Source organism: Oscillibacter sp. (assembly GCF_032060045.1).
Taxonomy (GTDB): Bacteria; Bacillota; Clostridia; order Oscillospirales; family Oscillospiraceae; genus Oscillibacter.
Genome location: NZ_DAMBZJ010000005.1, coordinates 51,245 through 67,890 on the forward strand (window position 1 = coordinate 51,245; position 16,646 = coordinate 67,890).

Genomic DNA, 16,646 nt, shown 5'->3' on the forward strand with positions numbered 1-16,646 from the left:
ACGGATAAAAAATACGTCTGCGCGCCCAGAATCCGGGCGCGCAAACACGCAAAGCAAGCCGTTATTTCCGAAGTAGAGGAAACGTAAGAATAAAACGGGTGGAAGTTTCGTCCGACTCGGCCCGCAAGGTTCCCTTGTGCTCTGCGGCAATGCTTTGGGCAATGGAAAGCCCAAGGCCGAAGCCGGATTTCTCTCCCCGGGAGGCGTCCGCCCGGTAAAACCGCTCAAACAGGCGGCGAAGCTGCTCCGGCGGAATGGGCGGTCCCTGATTTGCCACCTGAAGCCTTGCCTGGCGGTCCGTTTTTCGAAGCGCAAGGGCAATGCTTGTCCCCTCCGCGCCATATTTGATGGCGTTGTCCAGCAAAATGGAAATGGCCTGCTTCAGCCGGTCCGCGTCGCCGGTGACAAGCACGTCCGGGTCGACGCTCTCGTAGTCCAGGGTTTTTCCCGCGTCAAAGGCCACCGGCTCGAAAAGAAGAGCGCAGTCCGTGGTCGCGTCGGAGAGGGAAACCTCGGAAAATACGCCGCTGCGGACCAGACTGTCGGCTCGCGCCAAAATCAGCATCTCCTCTACAAGGGAACGCATCTGCCGCGCCTCGGAAAGAATGTTGTCCGCCCAGCGGGCAGGTCGCTCCTCCAGAGGAACGTCGTCCAGCAGCTCTGCGTTGGAGAGGATCACTGTCAGGGGGGTTTTCAGCTCGTGGGAGGCGTCGGACAAAAACTGGCGCTGCTGGTCCCACGCCCGCCCTACCGGGCGGGTGACCAGCTGGGCCAGCAGGACGGAAATTCCCAGCAGCACCAGCAAAGCCGCCGTGCCGATTTGCAGTGTGGAGCGGACCATGGAGCGCAGCGACGCGGTTTCCATAGAAACGTCCACAAAGGCAATGCGCTGGAAAAATCCGCTGTTCACCCGCAAATAACGAAGGTTGTAGGCCGGGATATTTCCAGTTTCCTGCTCCTGTTCCATGCAGCTTTGCAGAATGTCCCGCAGAGTTTCGGTGTTTTCAAGGTTAGAATAGGTTCCGCCGGTGACATAGATGGTGTTTCCCCATACCTCCACGGTAAAATAGGGGAGCTGTACTTGATCCCCGCCAATGATGATTCCGGTCTGTCCCCGCTCCACTCGGGGGTCCTGGACAACGACCCGGCGCAAAAGCTCCTGCGTGCTGTCGCGGATGTTGTTTCTTGCGGCGGTGTACATAAAAAAGAATGCGCCGCCCAAAACCGCCGTCACCAGCAGCATACAAACCGCTACCACCTGAAGCCTGAGCCTTCGGATCATGGCGTCTCCTCCTCAGGAATCAGGCTGTAGCCCGCCATGCGCAGGGTGATGATTTTTGCCGTGGAGCGCAGATGCTGAAGCTTCCGGCGTAGAAAAGAGATATAGACCTCTACATTGTTGTCCTCCGCGTCGGACTCGTAACCCCAGACCTTCAGCAGTAGCTTTTCCTTAGTAAGCACCAGCCCCTGATTCAGCATCAGCATTTCCAGCATATCAAATTCCTTGCGGCTCAGTCGCACGGACCGCTCCGCGCAGGAGAGCGTGAAGGTGGACTGCTCCAACTTCAAATCGCCGCAGGTCAGGGTGGCGGTGTCCCGCAGCTCGGGAGTCCGGCGGGTCAACGCACGGATGGCGGCCAGCAGCTCTTTGGGTTCAAAGGGCTTTGTAAGGTAATAATCCGCGCCGCTGTCCAGCCCTCGTACCCGGTCATCCAACTCCGAACGGGCGGTAAGCATCAGCACGGGGGTGGCACTCCCCTCTCCCCGCAGACGGCGGAGTACCTCAAAGCCGCTGAGCTTGGGCAGCATTACGTCCAGCAAAATTACGTCGTAAATAGAGGTAAGGGCGTTGTCAAGCCCGCTTTCCCCATCGTGGCTCACGTCGGCGGTGTAGCCGTTTAATTCCAGCAGATCGCGCAACGTCGCGGCAAGGCGCACCTCATCCTCCACAATCAACACGCGCATGGAAAAGCCCCCTTCCTAAAAAATCAAAAACCGGACGAACAGCCCCACGTCTTTCGCGGCTGTCGGATTGCGAAAAGAAGCCCTCAGTTTTCGGAGGTGGCGGTGTCCAGTCCGCTTTTGGCCACTGCCAGCAGCGCGTCCAGCTTGTCCGCTGACATGCGGTAAATAGTGGTGTCGTCGTTCACCCGGACGTACTGCCCGTCGCCCGTCAGCACCGGATTGCCCACGCACAACGTCAGTGTCTGGGCGGTGTTGCCGTCGCCGGTGTAGTTCACTGTGACGGTGGCGGTGGGTGCGTCAAAGCCGCACAGGGCAGCTGCCCCGTGGGAGGGACGGTAGTCCACGCATGCATCTAGTTCCAGCGTGGTTAGCTGAGTCAGCACGCGCTGCACCTGCTCGTCCGCGGTCACGTCCGCTCCGCCGCACAGCCATGTGACGCTGCCTCCATCTTCGGGGGTGGCCTCTTCCCCGCTTTCGGCGGTCTGGGTCTGGGCGCGGAAGGCGGAAAGCTCAGTTGTCACGGCTCCTGTCAGGGTGACCGTTCCCAGCCGGTCCTCCGTCAGAGTCGGAAGCGAAGGGAGAAGAAACATGTCATAAATTCCCACGGACATCTCCTTGACCAGCTCGTTGGAAATAATAAAGAGAGTCGTTTCCCAATCGTTCATCAGCATATAGTAGCTGTTTCCGTCGGAGGTGGCGTTGCCCAAAGCCAATGTGGTGAGCTGCCCGTTGGACGCGGTGGCACTCAGGGTCCGGGAGGGCTCTGAAAGGCCATAATCCTCAGGCGCGGCTCCGTCGGTGATGGTCTGCTGAGGCTTCAGCGTGGAAAGCGTGTTCGCCATTTGAATGAGATAGTCCTGATTCAGCGGAAAGTCCGGATCGTCGGTCCAGTACCACGCGCCTTCTTTATTCAGGGCGAAGGATAGCGTGGCGCTGCCGTTGTGGTAGGAAATTGCCTTATAGGACGCGCTTTCGCTCATCATGCCGGAGGTGGAGCCGGAAGACCCGAGTCCTTCCTGACTCCGGCGGGTTTTCGTGGAGCGTACTGCCAGCACCGCCGCCGTCAGCACCGCTGCGGTAAGGAGCAAGAGCAGAAGCGTCCGTCTGTGTCTTTTGTTCATGGGGGAACCCCTTTCTTTTCGGAGCTTGCGCCGCCAATACGGCGGACAGAGCCTATGAATGCACCTATTATAAAGCTTTGTGACCGTCAGGTCAATCTGCGCCAAGCCAACTGGCTTTTTATCATAAACACAATAGTAAAAATTCCTTAAGGGAAGCTGAATTTTTAATTGTGCAGATAGTAAAATTTTCTTCCGTTTTCCCCCAAAAAGCATGATTAAAACGCGCGGACAAGCGAACATCAAAAAAGCTGCACAAGTTTCATCAGGTTTTCAGAGTATTTCAGCCACATTGTCAGACTTTTCACTTGCAGTTGGTTGATTGCTCCTGTATAATCTAGTGCACGCGAGGAAAGATCAAAACAAACGACGAACATTTGGAGGAAAGAACAGTGCGTGGCATTCACAGCGCCGTAGATGATATCCGGCGAAACGTGTTTACAGAGGTGGCAAAAATTGCCTATGAGGGCGGGGACTATTCCCGTGTTGACTTAATTCCTTATACGATTGTCCCTGGAGAAGATTCTCAGTATCGAAGCAACGTCTTCTTGGCCCGGGCCATTGTACAGGAGCGCGTACGGCTGGCCTGCGGGCTGCCGATTCAGCCCGTGGATGTGCGGGCTCCTGCCAGCGAGGGCATTGAGGAAGCGGCGGCGGCGGACGACAAATTTTTTGAAGAACCGCTGGTAAACGTAATTTCATTTGCCTGCAACGCGTGTCCCACCAAGCGGATTCGGGTGACGGACAGCTGTCAGGGTTGCATGTCGCATCCCTGCCAGGCGGTCTGCCCCAGGGACGCGATTTATTTTGACGAGATGAAGCACTCCCACATTGACCAGAGCAAGTGCATTAAGTGTGGCCGCTGCGTCAATCAATGTCCCTATCATGCCATCAGCAATTTGGAGCGGCCCTGCGCCGCCGCCTGCGGGATGGACGCCATCGAATCCGATGAGCGGGGCCGGGCTAAAATTAACTATGACAAGTGCGTCTCCTGCGGCATGTGTCTGGTAAACTGCCCCTTTGCCGCCATCGCGGACAAGAGCCAGATTTTTCAGATTATTCATGCCATGAAGCGCCACGACGAGGTGATCGCCTGCGTGGCTCCCGCCTTTGTAAACCAGTTTGGAAAGGGCGCCTCTCCGGCAAAGCTGAAGGCCGCCATGCGCCGCTGCGGCTTTGCCGACGTGGTAGAGGTGGCCGTGGGCGCGGATTTGTGCACCATTGAGGAAGCGGAGGACTTTTTGGAGAAGGTTCCGGCAGAGCAGCCCTTTATGGGTACCTCCTGCTGCCCCGCGTGGAGCATGATGGCAAAAAAGCTGTTCCCGGATTTTAAGGATTATATCTCCATGGCCCTGACCCCCATGGTGATTACCGCCCGGATGGTGAAAAAGGAACATCCCGGCGCGCGCATCTGCTTTATCGGCCCCTGTGCCGCGAAAAAGCTGGAGGCCAACCGCAAATCCGTCCGGTCCGACGTGGACTATGTGCTGACTTTTGAGGAGCTTCAGGGCATGTTTGACGCCAAGGAAATTGACTTTTCCCAGCTTCCCGAAGACCCGGCGGACGATTTCACCGTGGCAACCGGCGCAGGCCGGGGCTTCGCAGTGGGCGGCGGCGTGGCCGCCGCGGTGGTAGAAGCCGTGAAGCGCATTGACCCGGAGCGGGAGATGCTGATTGACTATGGCGACGGATTGCGGGAGTGCCGCAAGATGCTTACTCTTGCAAAGGCCGGAAAACGGGACGGTTATCTGCTGGAGGGCATGGCTTGTCCCGGCGGCTGTGTCGCCGGTGCGGGAACCATCGCCCCGGTGCGGGAAACCGCTGCCGCTGTCCAGAAATATAAGGATGGCGCGGCCGTTCAAAACGCGCTGGACAGCCCCCTAAAGGAACGGTTGAGCGATACAAAGGAATAAATCCCCAGCGGCCGCCGGAAAGTTTACAAACTTTCCGGCGGCCTGCAACTTTTTCCGTTCCGGTACGTCTTTACAATAGAGCCCGTTCGGCATGGCTTCCAAAGATTGCATGGAAGAAAGGGTCTACGCGGGATTTACATTCTTTTCAAGGCGTGGTATCCTGAAAGCGTTATAAATAAATGAGTTTAACAATATTTGAAGAGATTATGGAGGAATGAACGTCGTTATGAAAAACTACCTGCGCCGCATTTTTTCCAGCGTTTTGGCAGCATCTTTGCTGTGTGCGCTGACAGTTCCCGCCGCGGCGTCTGCCGCGCTGGGCGAGGACCTGCTTCAAAAGGATGTCCCCGTGCACCGGGATACGCAATTGTCCACCAATGTGTTCTGGAGCACCGCCTACAACGATATGCGGGTGGAAAACCTGATTACATATAGGCCCGGCTCCTCCGCAACGCCTATGGTGAGCTATGGCAGCGTACTCACATCCTGCAACACCGTCTCCTCCGCCGCGCAAGCGCTGGAGAGTCAGGGCTACCGCGTGGTGGCGGGCCTGAACGGCGATTTTTACAATGTGAACAACGGCCTTCCGATCGGCATAGTGGCGGCGCAGGGAGAGCTGAAAAGCTCCGACGGTGGCTATTGGGCCATCGGATTCCGACAGGATGGCTCCGCCGTGCTGGGCAAGCCCGCCGTGAAGGTCACTGCCGACCTTGGCTATGAAATGTTGGACAATGGCGACTTTCCCGCGCGGGTGGTGCGCCAGCTTACCGCCGTCAACAAGGCCCGGGTTTCCGGCGCCGGGATATACCTCTATACTTACGAATTTAACTCCAAACACACCACCGGCACCTCAGAGCCGGGGGTGGATGTGGTGTGCACGGTTCAAAGCGGCTCTCTGGCCTTAAACGGCAGTCCGCTGGTGCTGACGGTGGACAGTGTGCTTGCCGACGCGGCGGGCACCGCCGTTCCGCAGGGGAAGGTGGTTTTGTCCGTCAACAATCAGGCGGACGCCTATGCCTTGAACGCCATGAAAAACATTCCCGTCGGAGCAACCATCAGCGTTACCGCTGCACCGGCCTCCACTGAGTGGACGGATGTGCAGTACGCCGTGGGCGCGCTGTACGCGCTGGTGCAGGGCGGCAGCGTGGTTTCCGGTCTTCCCACCGACGTGAACCCTCGCACCGCCGTGGGCCAGAAGGCCGACGGGACGCTGGTGTTCTACACCATCGATGGGCGCAGGTCCGGGTATTCTGTGGGTGCATCCATGACGCAGGTGGCTCAGCGGCTGATTGAGCTTGGCTGCGTCACCGCCCTGTGTCTGGACGGCGGCGGATCCACCACTTTTACCACCACCCAGCCGGACGCATTGAACGCAAAAACGGTCAACCGTCCTTCCGGCGGCAGTGAGCGGGCCGTGAGCAATCAGATTTTTCTGGTGGCACCCAGCCAGCCCAGCGGGCAACTGGACCATTTCTATGTTTCTACCGACAACAGCTATGTGCTGGCGGGCAGCAAGGTCAAGGTGACTGCTGCCGCTGTAGATACCAATTACATTCCCATGAGCGGCGGAAGCTATACCCTCAGCATTAGCGCTGGGGAAGTTGAAAACGGCGTCCTGACCACTCCGACCGCCGGCGGAGAGGTCACTGTCACCGCCACGGGCGGTGGACAGTCCGGCTCAGCCAAGGTCCACGCCGTCACCACGCCGGACGCGATCTCCGTGAAAAACGGCGCCACTGCCGTCACCACGCTGACCGTGGCACCCGGCAGCGTCACAACCCTCACGGCCTCCGCCGTTTATCGGCATCTGGCCTTGAAGGCAGACCCGGAGGCCTTTACCTGGGCCGTCACCGGCGACATCGGCGCGGTGGACAAGACCGGGAAGTTTACCGCCGGTTCCCCCGGATCTGGCACCCTGACGGTTTCCGCCGGGGGAAAGACGGCCACGGTACAGGTGAATGTTTCTCACATTGCCCTTGCCACGGTGGAGGACTTTGAAACCACCGCGCCGGAGCTTTCTAGTTTCAGCTACGGGGCGACGATTTCCCGCGTCACTGACATGAATTTGGTGAAATACGGCCGGGCTTCCGCCGCCGTGAACTACACGATCGGCGCGGACGGAACCTCCTCGATTCTCTTCGCTGTGCCCTATTCCATCGGCAGCGCCTATACACAGATGAGCTTCTGGCTGTATGGCGACAAGTCCGGGAATGCGCTAACTGTTTTGACCTCCGATGGGGCAAACACCGTGGAAACTCCTGCAGGCAGTGTGGACTTTACCGGCTGGAAGCAGATTACGGTTGCTCTGCCTACGGGGACCGCCACGTTGGCCGGATTCAAGCTAACCTCGGGAATCAACGCCGATGGCACCGCGACCGCCGCTTCCGGCACGCTGTATCTGGATCAGTTTGTGGCCTCCTATAACAACGTGGTGGACACCGCGCCCCCTGAAGTGCAGGCCACCCTCTCCGGAACCAGCCTTACCGCAACGATTACTGATGCGGCCGACAAATTCCCTGCCCAGAGCGGCGTGTCCGTCACCATGGACGGCAAGGCCGTAGCCTTCACCTATGACCCGGCGAAGGGTACTCTGACCGCTTCGCTGCCCGTGAGCGACACCTATGCCCACCGCGTCACTGTCACCGCACGGGACGCCTCCGGCAATATTGGTCGTGCATCCTGCGACATTGCCGCCACCGGTGGCGAGACACAGTTCGGTGATACCGTCGGCTATTGGGCCGGGACTTACGTGGACTGGTTGAAAACCACCGGGATTACCACAGGCTATGAGGATGGGACCTTCCGCCCCAACACGTCTATTACCCGCCAGCAATTTGCTGTGATGCTCTACCGCTATCTGGGCTTGGACGGAAGCGGATATGAAGCAAACGACCTTCCCTTCGCGGACGCAGGGGACATTGGCGAGTATGCCCGCACAGCGGTGAAAACGCTGTACTCCATGGGGATTCTTACCGGGTCTGAGAAGAATGGAAAGATTTATTTTAACCCCGGTGCAAGTCTTACCCGCGCCCAGGCGGCAACGATGATTGGCCGGACCCAGCAGAAGGGTTATGCCCAGGCGGCACTCACCTTTAAGGATGCCGCCTCCATCCCTGCATACGCCGCCTATTACATTCAGACCATGACTGCCCAGAAGGTCATCAGCGGCTATGAAAATGGCGCGTTCCGTCCCAGCACCTCCATTACACGCGGACAGATGGCGAAGATTCTTTATAACCTGCTGTAAAGACCGTGTAAGAGAATATCGCGGCGAAACGGGAGAAATCAAAATAACGGGCCCCGGGGAATCAAGTTCCCCGGGGCCCGTTGCTTTGTGTTTTTTGCTCCGAATGGAAAGACGTTTTTAAAGAAAAGGAGAAAAAATTAATAAAACCTTGTCGGATGGGATGAATGTTAAAAATTGTTCGGTTGATTTTTTCGCAGGATTGGAGTAGACTGACGAGACAATTACCGAAAGGAGGAAGCTTTTTGCGCGCTTATACGGCGGACCAGTGGGTCCTATTGTTTTTTTTCTACTGCTTGTGCGGCTGGGTCTGGGAGTCGTGCTATGTCTCGGCGCGGCGGCGCAGATGGATTAACCGGGGCTTTCTCCACGGGCCGGTGCTGCCCATTTATGGCTCCGGTGCTATTTTGATTTTGCTGTTTACGCTACCGGTGCGAAACCACCTGGCGCTATTGTACTTGAGTGGCGCAGTGGCGGCCACATTGCTGGAATACATCACAGGCGCGGCGATGGAGCGGCTGTTCAAGGTGCGTTATTGGGACTATTCCAGCCAAAGGTTCCATGTGAACGGATATATCTGTCTTTCCAGCAGCATTGCCTGGGGCTTTTTCTCCATTTTGCTGGTGAAGGTGATCCATCCTCCCATTGCGCGACTCGTGTTGTCCATTCCCGTCGCGTTTGCCACGCCGCTGACGTTGGCACTGGTGGCTGGGTTTACCGTGGACGTGGTGCGCTCCGTACAGGCCGCGCTGGATCTGCGCGCCATGCTGGAAAAGCTTACGGAGGAAAACGAGGAACTGCGCCGCCTTGCCCGGCGGATGGAGATTATCTCCGCTTTTGCGGAGGAGGATCTGCAAAAATTCAGGGATAAAACGCAGGTGGAGCGCATTTTGCTGCAAAGCCGGCTGAGAGAAGGGCGGCAAAAGCGAGCCAAAGGTCGGGCGGAGCGGAAGCAGCGGCGGGAGCAACGTCTGGCCGAGACGCTGCGAACGCTGTCAGATGCCACATTGAACGCGCTGGAGAACGTGGCCGCTTCCGCCGAAGCCTGCCGGGACCGGCTGATGGGCGAAAACGGCCTGTCCGCCGGGAAACTGGCGGAGCTGGACGAGGCGGTGAGGAAACTGCGGGCGCGGCAGGAGGCTGTTCGGGCCAGAACTGTGAAAACTTATCGCCAGTCTTTGCGTATTCTGCGGGGCAATCCCTCCGCCGCCGCGCGGCAATATCCCGAGGCAATGGAAAACCTCCGCCGTCTGGAGGGGACCGACGAGGACTGAGGGGACATATTTCCCATGCTCTGTTTGCGTTTGCCGCTTATGGGCCCACGTCCATGATTGTTACGAAAAGAAAAGGCCGGAGCGTACATGTACGCTCCGGCCTTTGTGCTGCAAAAAGTTCAACGCTTGTTGTTAAGGTTCAAAGCAGGCCGCTGTCCTCATCGCCCGACTCTTGCCGATCTGCAACGGAAATGGGATATACGCCGCTGGTGCGCTTGGCGATTTCGTAGTATTCCAGTTCTGCGCATTGAAAAACGGGAATGTAAAAAATCTCTACTGCCAAGGCCCACAGTGAAAGAAGAAGTTTTATCACCAAGACGCTTCCCAGAGACGGTGTGATGTAAGCCTCTCCCATTATGATGGAGTAGGTGGACCGGTAAGAGATCTGAGATGCCCAAAAACTGAAGGGGAAAGAAGCCAAAAGCCCCCAGCCCAGATAGCTCAGATCCAGCATAAAGAGCTGGCCCTTATAGCCTGCTGTTTGCTTCTTGCTCAGCTCCAGCGCGTCCATGCAGCCCAGTTCCGGATTTTCACAGAGATTCAAATAAGCAAACCGGTAGCGATAGATGGCCACAATGCCGGGGATAAGAAACAAAAGCGACCAGAGGAAGACAAAAAACACCCTTAAAATAGCAAGTCCGATCACCCGTCCCGCAAAGGAAAAACCGTCAAACAGCGTAAGATATCCGGACCGGATTCCCCGCCGGATATCCATGCAGTAGAGAATAAAGCCGACTTGTAAGACAACGCCCAGAAGAGAGGTCAGGATGCTGACAAAGCTCCCCAGCGGGTTGCCGTAAGCCACAGGGCTGCCGCTGCTGGCCAGAGTGTCCACCATGTTCAGGGCCAGAATCGTCAGAAGGTACAGTCCCACAAATCCCTTGGGACTTACCTGCGCGGAGCGAAGCATCTCCTTTACCCCGGCTTTTATTGCAGGCCGGTCTATCTGTTCTGCCATAAAAACTCCTTTCGTGCCGCCGGATACCGGAGGCAAACCACATTATTACAAGGGCGCGGATGAAAGCACCGCGCACCTTTTTATCAGTGTATCATGCATGGGAAAGCTTGGCAAGACCCCATTGGCCCACACGAAAAGGATATACAATATTCGTTAAAAAAAGAACAATTTTCTGAGAAAACCAGTGCGAACAGTCTGGACAATTATTCATTTTTGGTGTAGAATAATGCGCAGTATGTGGCAGAGCAACCTTTAACGCTCTAACCAGGAGAAAAATGAGGTGAAAACAATGGCACAAGCGTTTTTCGGCGGTGTTCATCCCCATGATATGAAGGCCGCCACCAATGAAAAGGCCATCGAACAACTGGCACCACCGGCTGAGGTGGTCATTCCCATGTCCATGCACTTCGGCGCTCCGTGTGCCCCCCTTGTCAAGGCGGGCGACCATGTGAAGGTCGGCCAGAAAATCGGAGAATTCCGCGGCTTGGGCGCACCGATTCACGCCAGCGTTTCCGGCACGGTTAAAGCCGTGGAGCCCCGTCCCTATTCCATGGGGGGCAACATGACCGCCATCGTGATCGAAAACGACATGAAAAATGAGCTGAGCGAAGAAATCAAAGCCCCCACCGACCCCAGCGCATTGACCGTTGACGAAATGGTGGAGATCGTCAAGGAAGCCGGCATCGTCGGTATGGGCGGAGCAACCTTCCCCACCCATGTGAAGATTTCCGGCGGTATCGGCAAGGTTGACACCGTGATCATCAACGGCGCGGAGTGTGAGCCCTACATCACAGGCGACCATCGCGCCATGCTGGAGCGCCCCGAGGAAATTATCGGAGGCGCGATTTATCTGGCTAAAATGTTTGGCGTGGATAAAGTTGTCATCGGCGTGGAGGACAACAAGCGCAACGGAATTGACGCCATGAACAGAGTTATTGCGGAAAAGCATGCTCCTGTGATGGTGGAGTCTTTGCGCTGCCGTTACCCTCAGGGCGGTGAAAAGCAGCTCTGTCAGGCTGTTACCGGCAAGCAGGTTCCTCCGGGAGGGCTGCCCTCCGCCATTGGCTGCGCCGTGTTCAACATCAACACCACCTGTGCCATCTATCGGGCCATTACGCAGGGGCTTCCCGTGGTGTCCAAGGTGGTTACAGTCTCCGGCTCCGGCGTGATTGACCCGAAGAATCTGGAGTGCCCCATCGGGACACCCGTGGCAAACCTGCTGGACGCCTGCGGGGGACTGAAGGACGGTACATATAAGCTGATCGCCGGCGGCCCCATGATGGGCATGGCACAGTACACCGCGGACATTCCGGTGGCCAAGGGTACTGGCGCCGTTTTGGCGTTTTGCGAAAACGAAGAGCAGACCGTGGAGCATCCCCAATGCATTCGCTGTGGCAAGTGTGTTTCCGCCTGCCCGGTGAATCTGGAGCCTCTGTTCATGTATCAGTATGCCTCCAAGGGAATGACCGAGGAGCTGAACGCCGCCAACATTATGGACTGCATGGAATGCGGCGCATGCTCTTACATCTGCCCCGCCCGGATTCATTTGACGCATATGTTTAAAACCGGCAAGCAGCTGGTGAAGGATAAAGCGGCCGCCGATAAGGTAGCCGCCGAAAAGGCCGCCGCATTAGCGGACAAAACTGAGAAGAAGGAGGCGTGAGAGATGACCGACTATAAAAATCTAAAGCTGATCGCCACGTCTTCTCCCCATATCCGCGCCGCGGAAAATACCCGCTCCATTATGCTGGATGTGATTATTGCCATGCTGCCCGCCTTGGTTTACGCCGTTTGGGCATTTGGCCTTCGAGCGCTGGCTGTGACCTGCGCCAGCGTGATTTTCTGTATGGCATGGGAATGGGTATACCGCAAGCTGATGAAAAAAAATCAGGCCGTGGGCGATCTTTCGGCAGTGGTCACGGGTATGCTGCTGGCGTTTGTCTGCCCCGTGGGCGTGACCTATTTTGCGCTGTTTGTGGGCAGCTTTTTCTCCATCGTGGTTGCCAAGCAACTTTTCGGTGGCATTGGCAAGAACTTTGTAAACCCGGCTTTGGTGGGCCGTGCCATAATGGTGGCCTCTTTCGCCGGGAACATGACGACCTGGGCGAAGTATCAGGCCTCCTCTCACCTGTTCGGCTCCACCGCCGACACCGTGACGGCCGCCACCCCCATGGCTTATCTCCACACCAATAATTTGCAGGGACTGCTGGACAGCGGCATCACCATGACGGACATGTTTTTAGGGCGCATCGGTGGTTCCATCGGCGAGATTTCCGCTCTGATGCTCATTGCTGGCGGCATTTACCTGCTGGCCCGCAAGGTCATCTCCTGGCAGACCCCGCTGAGCTACATTGCCACCGTGGTGGTCCTGACGCTGATTTTCCCCCGTGGGAACGATGCGTTTACGTGGATGATGTTCAACCTGCTGGGCGGCGGACTGCTGCTGGGCGCGTTTTTCATGGCGACCGATTACGCGACCTCTCCTGTCACCGGCAAAGGTCAGCTGATCTATGGCATCGGCTGCGGCCTGATTACCGTGTTTATCCGCTATTTCGGCTCCTATAACGAGGGTGTGTGCTACTCTATTTTGATCATGAACTTGCTCACGGCCCTCATCGACAAATATGTGAAGCCTCAGCGCTTCGGCGTCGTCAAATCCGATAAGAAGGAGGCGGCTTCGAAATGAGCGAACAAGTGAAAAGCAAAGAAAAAATTACGATGGACCCCATGTACATTTTGGTGCTGACGTTTACCCTAGCCATCACCTGCATCATCGTGGCGGGACTGCTGGGCCTTGTCAATCAGGTGACCGAACCCAATATCACCGCAGCCAACAAGGCCAAGACCGTGGCGGCTATGTCCGCTGTGGTGGCCGATCCCAACAGCACTTTTTCCGAGCCGCTGACGATTACCGACGAAATGATCGCCGAGGCAGCGAACTATAAGACCAAGGTGACGGAGATTTATCAGGTTACCGGGTCTGATGGGGCCGACGCGGGCTATGCCGTGAAGATGTCTGCCAGTGGCTCTCAGGGCACCATCGTAATGATGGTGGGCGTGGACGCGGAAGAAAGCGTCACCGGTGTATCCATCGTCTCTCATGCCGAAACCTCCGGCATCGGCACGAAGGTGATGGACAACAATCCGCTGCCGGGCAGCGGCGTGGGCGTTTTGGAGCAGTTTGTCGGCATGAGTAATGCGGATGGCGCTCTGGCGGTTGGCAGCAATGTGGACGCCATTACCGGAGCCACCGTGTCCACCAAGGGCGTCACCAGCGGTGTCAACGGCGCTCTGGCCGTGACGGCCGCAATGGGCTGAGAAAGGGGGAGTTGAACAATGAACATCGGTAAACAGTTGAAAGAGGGCGTCATTACCAACAACCCCGTGCTGGTGCAGCTTCTGGGTTTGTGCTCTACCATGGCAATTACTACCTCGGTTATGAACGGTCTTGGCATGGGCGTGTCCGTGCTGATTATCCTGACCGCTTCCAACGTCGTGATTTCTGCAATCCGGAAGATCGTTCCCAATAAAATCCGGATTGCCATGTACATCGTGGTCATCGCTGGCTTTGTTACCTGCGTGGACCTGCTGCTGCAGGCGTTTTTGCCGGACATTGCCGAGTCTCTGGGCGTCTTTATACCATTGATCGTGGTGAACTGCATTATTCTGGGCCGTGCAGAGGGTTTCGCCTCCAAGGAAGGAATTGCCGCCTCTGCTATGGATGGCGTGTTTCAGGGCGTTGGCTACACGCTGGTGCTGCTGGCTATGTGCATTATCCGCGAGCTGCTGGGTGCAGGCACCTTGGCTGGCATCCGCATTATGCCCGCTAGCTATCAGACCATTGGTGTGCTGACGCTGCCCGTGGGCGGCTTCCTGGTGCTGGGCGTTTTGATCGCCGCCATGCAGTGGGCGCTGAACCGGCCCAAAAAGGCTGCAAAGGAGGAAAAGTAAGCCATGAAAGAGATCTTTTCCATTGCGCTGGGCGCCATTCTGGTCAATAACTTCATTTTTGCACAGTTCCTTGGCATCTGCCCCTTCATGGGTGTTTCTAAGAAAATTGACACCGCCGTGGGCATGGGCGTGGCCGTTACGTTTGTTATGGGCCTTGCGTCTGCATTCACATGGCTCGCCAATGAGTACCTGCTGGTTCCCCTGCATCTGGAGTACATGCAGACTGTGGCGTTCATTCTAATTATCGCTTCGCTGGTGCAGTTTGTGGAGATGTTTCTTCAGAAATCCCTCCCTGCTCTATACACTGCGCTGGGTATCTACCTGCCCTTGATTACCACCAACTGCGCCGTGCTGGGCGTTGCCCTGCTGAATGTGCAGAACGGCTACAATTTTATTGAGTCCGTGGTGTATGGCATTACCGGCGGTCTGGGCTTTTTGCTGGCTATTGTGCTGTTTGCCAGTATCCGGGAGCGTCTTGTGTTCGCTGAACCGCCCAAAGCCTTTGAGGGGTTCCCTCTTGCGCTGGTTACCGCTGGCCTGATGGCACTGGCGTTCATGGGCTTCTCCGGTGCGAACGTCTTCGGTTAAGGAGGAGAAATCATGAATATTGTCTTTGCCATTTTAGTTCTGGGAATTCTGGGTGCTGTATTCGCTGTCATTTTGGCTGTGGCGTCCATTGTCTTCGCGGTAAAAACCGATCCCAGGCTACCTGAAATTTTGGATGCCCTGCCCGGCGCGAACTGCGGCGGCTGCGGCTATGCCGGCTGCTCCGACTGCGCGGGTCACATTTTGGACGGCAGCGCGCCCGTCAATGCCTGCCCTGTGGGTGGCGCGGCGTGTGCGGAGAAAATTGCTGCCATTATGGGCGTGGAATCCAGTGGTGCCGAAAAGGAAGTGGCCTTTGTCCGCTGCAACGGCGGAACCGCCGCGAAAAAGCGCTTTGAATACCGCGGCGTACTGGACTGCGTTTCTGCCATGAAGGTGGCCGCCGGTCCGCTGGAGTGTGGGTTCGGCTGTCTGGGCTTTGGCTCCTGTGTGACTGCCTGCCAGTTCGATGCCATGCACATCGCGCCCAACGGCTGCGCCGTGGTGGACCCTGCGAAGTGCACCGACTGCATGGCCTGCGCCACCGCCTGCCCCCGCAAGCTGATTATCTCTGTCCCTGTGTCCAAGAAGGTCCATGTGGCCTGTATCAATCAAGATAAGGGCAAAGTGGCCATGAGCGTGTGCGCCAACTCCTGCATTGGCTGCGGCCTTTGCGAGAAGGAGTGCAAAAAGGACGCGATCCATGTGACCAACAATGTGGCCGCGATTGACTATGACAAGTGCATTAACTGCAAGATGTGCACCAAGGTCTGCCCGCGTGACTGCATTTTGCCCATCGCAACACCTGAGGAGAAGGAGAAGTACAAGGCTGTTAAAAAGGCGCAGGCCGACAAGGCCAAAGCCGCTGCTGAGGCTGCCGCCGCTGCGCAGACTGCTGCTCCTGCTCCCAACGCGTAAGATTTTCAAAACACTCTGTCATAAGAAAAGGCAGGCCCAAATCGTTCGATTTGGGCCTGCCTTTTTGCTGCCCCAGTGTGCCAGATATCTGGGATGAAAGGGGTAGCCATAAATAATCGTGCGAGATTGTCTAGACAATCCGGACTTCAGTCCTGATCAAACAGGCGCCCTGCCGGAACCTGCAGCGCTTCGGCGATGGAAAAAAGCGTTTCCAGAGAAAGTCCCTTCAGCCTCGCTCCGTTGTTGGCCTCAATCTGGCTGAGAAACGACCAGCTTTTGCCGATCATTTCCGCCAGCTGCTCCTGCGTGTAGCCCCGAACCTTCCTGTAATAAGCAATTCTCAGCCCCAGAAGCCGGTAGTTTTGCCGATATTTTTCCCGCAAGCGGTATCCCTCCCTCCTACGCAAATTAGGATTTTTTCCTATTTGTTCTTAATGTTATCAAAACAAAGGATGCTGCGTTACAGACCAATAGAATAATATTATTTACTTTTAGCGAGTAATATAGTATTATTAGAATAAATAAATACACTTTTGGCGAGGGGTGAGGTTATGCCGAAGGAAGAGGGGCTTTTAGAGATGCTGGCAAAGCGCGTAGGCTGCAATTATCTATCTGATTTGCGGGAAAAGAGTTTTCAGCGCAGTGCGGTGAGAGTGGCGCTGGAGTTTTCGCAGGAGGCGTATTCCGCATCGCAATGGCGGGACGCCGCGGGGTATTTGC

The 16,646-nt window shown here is 56.6% G+C and carries 14 protein-coding genes; 9 read left to right on the forward strand and 5 right to left on the reverse strand.

Annotated elements, in window-relative coordinates; genetic code table 11:
• Nucleotides 1-61: 61 nt before the first annotated feature.
• From RT018_RS03410 to RT018_RS03420, 3 genes are all read right to left on the reverse strand, one after another.
• The gene (locus tag RT018_RS03410; RefSeq protein WP_312939280.1) at nt 62-1,282 is read right to left on the reverse strand and encodes a HAMP domain-containing sensor histidine kinase; all 1,221 of its coding nucleotides are present in this window, start codon (nt 1,280-1,282) and stop codon (nt 62-64) included.
• Complete coding sequence (locus tag RT018_RS03415) at nt 1,279-1,965, reverse strand: response regulator transcription factor (protein WP_312939282.1); 687 nt, start codon at nt 1,963-1,965, stop codon at nt 1,279-1,281. The genes RT018_RS03410 and RT018_RS03415 overlap by 4 nt, the downstream gene beginning before the upstream one ends.
• Before the next feature lie 83 nt (nt 1,966-2,048).
• Nucleotides 2,049-3,086, reverse strand: coding sequence for a DUF4340 domain-containing protein (locus RT018_RS03420; protein ID WP_312939284.1), 1,038 nt, complete (start codon nt 3,084-3,086; stop codon nt 2,049-2,051).
• A gap of 389 nt (nt 3,087-3,475) precedes the next feature.
• On the opposite strand from RT018_RS03420, the gene RT018_RS03425 reads away from it, so the two are divergent.
• From RT018_RS03425 to RT018_RS03435, 3 genes are all read left to right on the forward strand, one after another.
• The gene (locus RT018_RS03425; RefSeq protein ID WP_312939285.1) at nt 3,476-4,996 is read left to right on the forward strand and encodes a 4Fe-4S dicluster domain-containing protein; all 1,521 of its coding nucleotides are present in this window, start codon (nt 3,476-3,478) and stop codon (nt 4,994-4,996) included.
• Between the two features lie 226 nt (nt 4,997-5,222).
• On the forward strand, nt 5,223-8,243 hold the full coding sequence (locus tag RT018_RS03430; RefSeq protein ID WP_312939288.1) for an S-layer homology domain-containing protein: 3,021 nt from the start codon (nt 5,223-5,225) through the stop codon (nt 8,241-8,243).
• A 242-nt stretch (nt 8,244-8,485) separates the two neighbouring features.
• A complete protein-coding gene (locus tag RT018_RS03435; RefSeq protein ID WP_312939290.1) occupies nt 8,486-9,514 on the forward strand; it encodes a putative ABC transporter permease in 1,029 nt (342 codons plus the stop codon).
• Between the two features lie 139 nt (nt 9,515-9,653).
• On the opposite strand, the gene RT018_RS03440 is transcribed toward RT018_RS03435, so the two are convergent.
• Nucleotides 9,654-10,472, reverse strand: coding sequence for a DUF975 family protein (locus RT018_RS03440; RefSeq protein WP_312939293.1), 819 nt, complete (start codon nt 10,470-10,472; stop codon nt 9,654-9,656).
• A gap of 289 nt (nt 10,473-10,761) precedes the next feature.
• Between RT018_RS03440 and rsxC the strand changes: the two genes are divergently transcribed.
• From rsxC to RT018_RS03470, 6 genes are read left to right on the forward strand one after another with little or no spacing between them, the layout of a single operon-like run.
• Nucleotides 10,762-12,135, forward strand: coding sequence for an electron transport complex subunit RsxC (gene rsxC / locus RT018_RS03445; RefSeq protein WP_312939407.1), 1,374 nt, complete (start codon nt 10,762-10,764; stop codon nt 12,133-12,135).
• 3 nt (nt 12,136-12,138) lie between these two features.
• Nucleotides 12,139-13,158 (forward strand): RnfABCDGE type electron transport complex subunit D, encoded by a 1,020-nt coding sequence (locus RT018_RS03450; RefSeq protein ID WP_312939295.1) that lies wholly within the window; start codon nt 12,139-12,141, stop codon nt 13,156-13,158.
• The gene (locus RT018_RS03455) at nt 13,155-13,790 is read left to right on the forward strand and encodes an FMN-binding protein (protein ID WP_312939298.1); all 636 of its coding nucleotides are present in this window, start codon (nt 13,155-13,157) and stop codon (nt 13,788-13,790) included. Before RT018_RS03450 ends, RT018_RS03455 begins: the two co-directional genes overlap by 4 nt.
• A gap of 18 nt (nt 13,791-13,808) precedes the next feature.
• Nucleotides 13,809-14,423, forward strand: coding sequence for an electron transport complex subunit RsxE (gene rsxE, locus RT018_RS03460; RefSeq protein WP_312939300.1), 615 nt, complete (start codon nt 13,809-13,811; stop codon nt 14,421-14,423).
• Nucleotides 14,424-14,426: 3 nt separating this feature from the next.
• On the forward strand, nt 14,427-15,011 hold the full coding sequence (rsxA, locus tag RT018_RS03465) for an electron transport complex subunit RsxA (protein WP_312939302.1): 585 nt from the start codon (nt 14,427-14,429) through the stop codon (nt 15,009-15,011).
• Nucleotides 15,012-15,023: 12 nt separating this feature from the next.
• Nucleotides 15,024-15,926, forward strand: a complete 903-nt coding sequence (locus RT018_RS03470) for an RnfABCDGE type electron transport complex subunit B (protein WP_312939303.1) — start codon at nt 15,024-15,026, stop codon at nt 15,924-15,926.
• A 146-nt stretch (nt 15,927-16,072) separates the two neighbouring features.
• On the opposite strand, the gene RT018_RS03475 is transcribed toward RT018_RS03470, so the two are convergent.
• Nucleotides 16,073-16,309: a helix-turn-helix transcriptional regulator gene (locus RT018_RS03475; protein ID WP_312939305.1), complete on the reverse strand. Its 237-nt coding sequence runs from the start codon at nt 16,307-16,309 to the stop codon at nt 16,073-16,075.
• Nucleotides 16,310-16,646 lie beyond the last annotated feature (337 nt).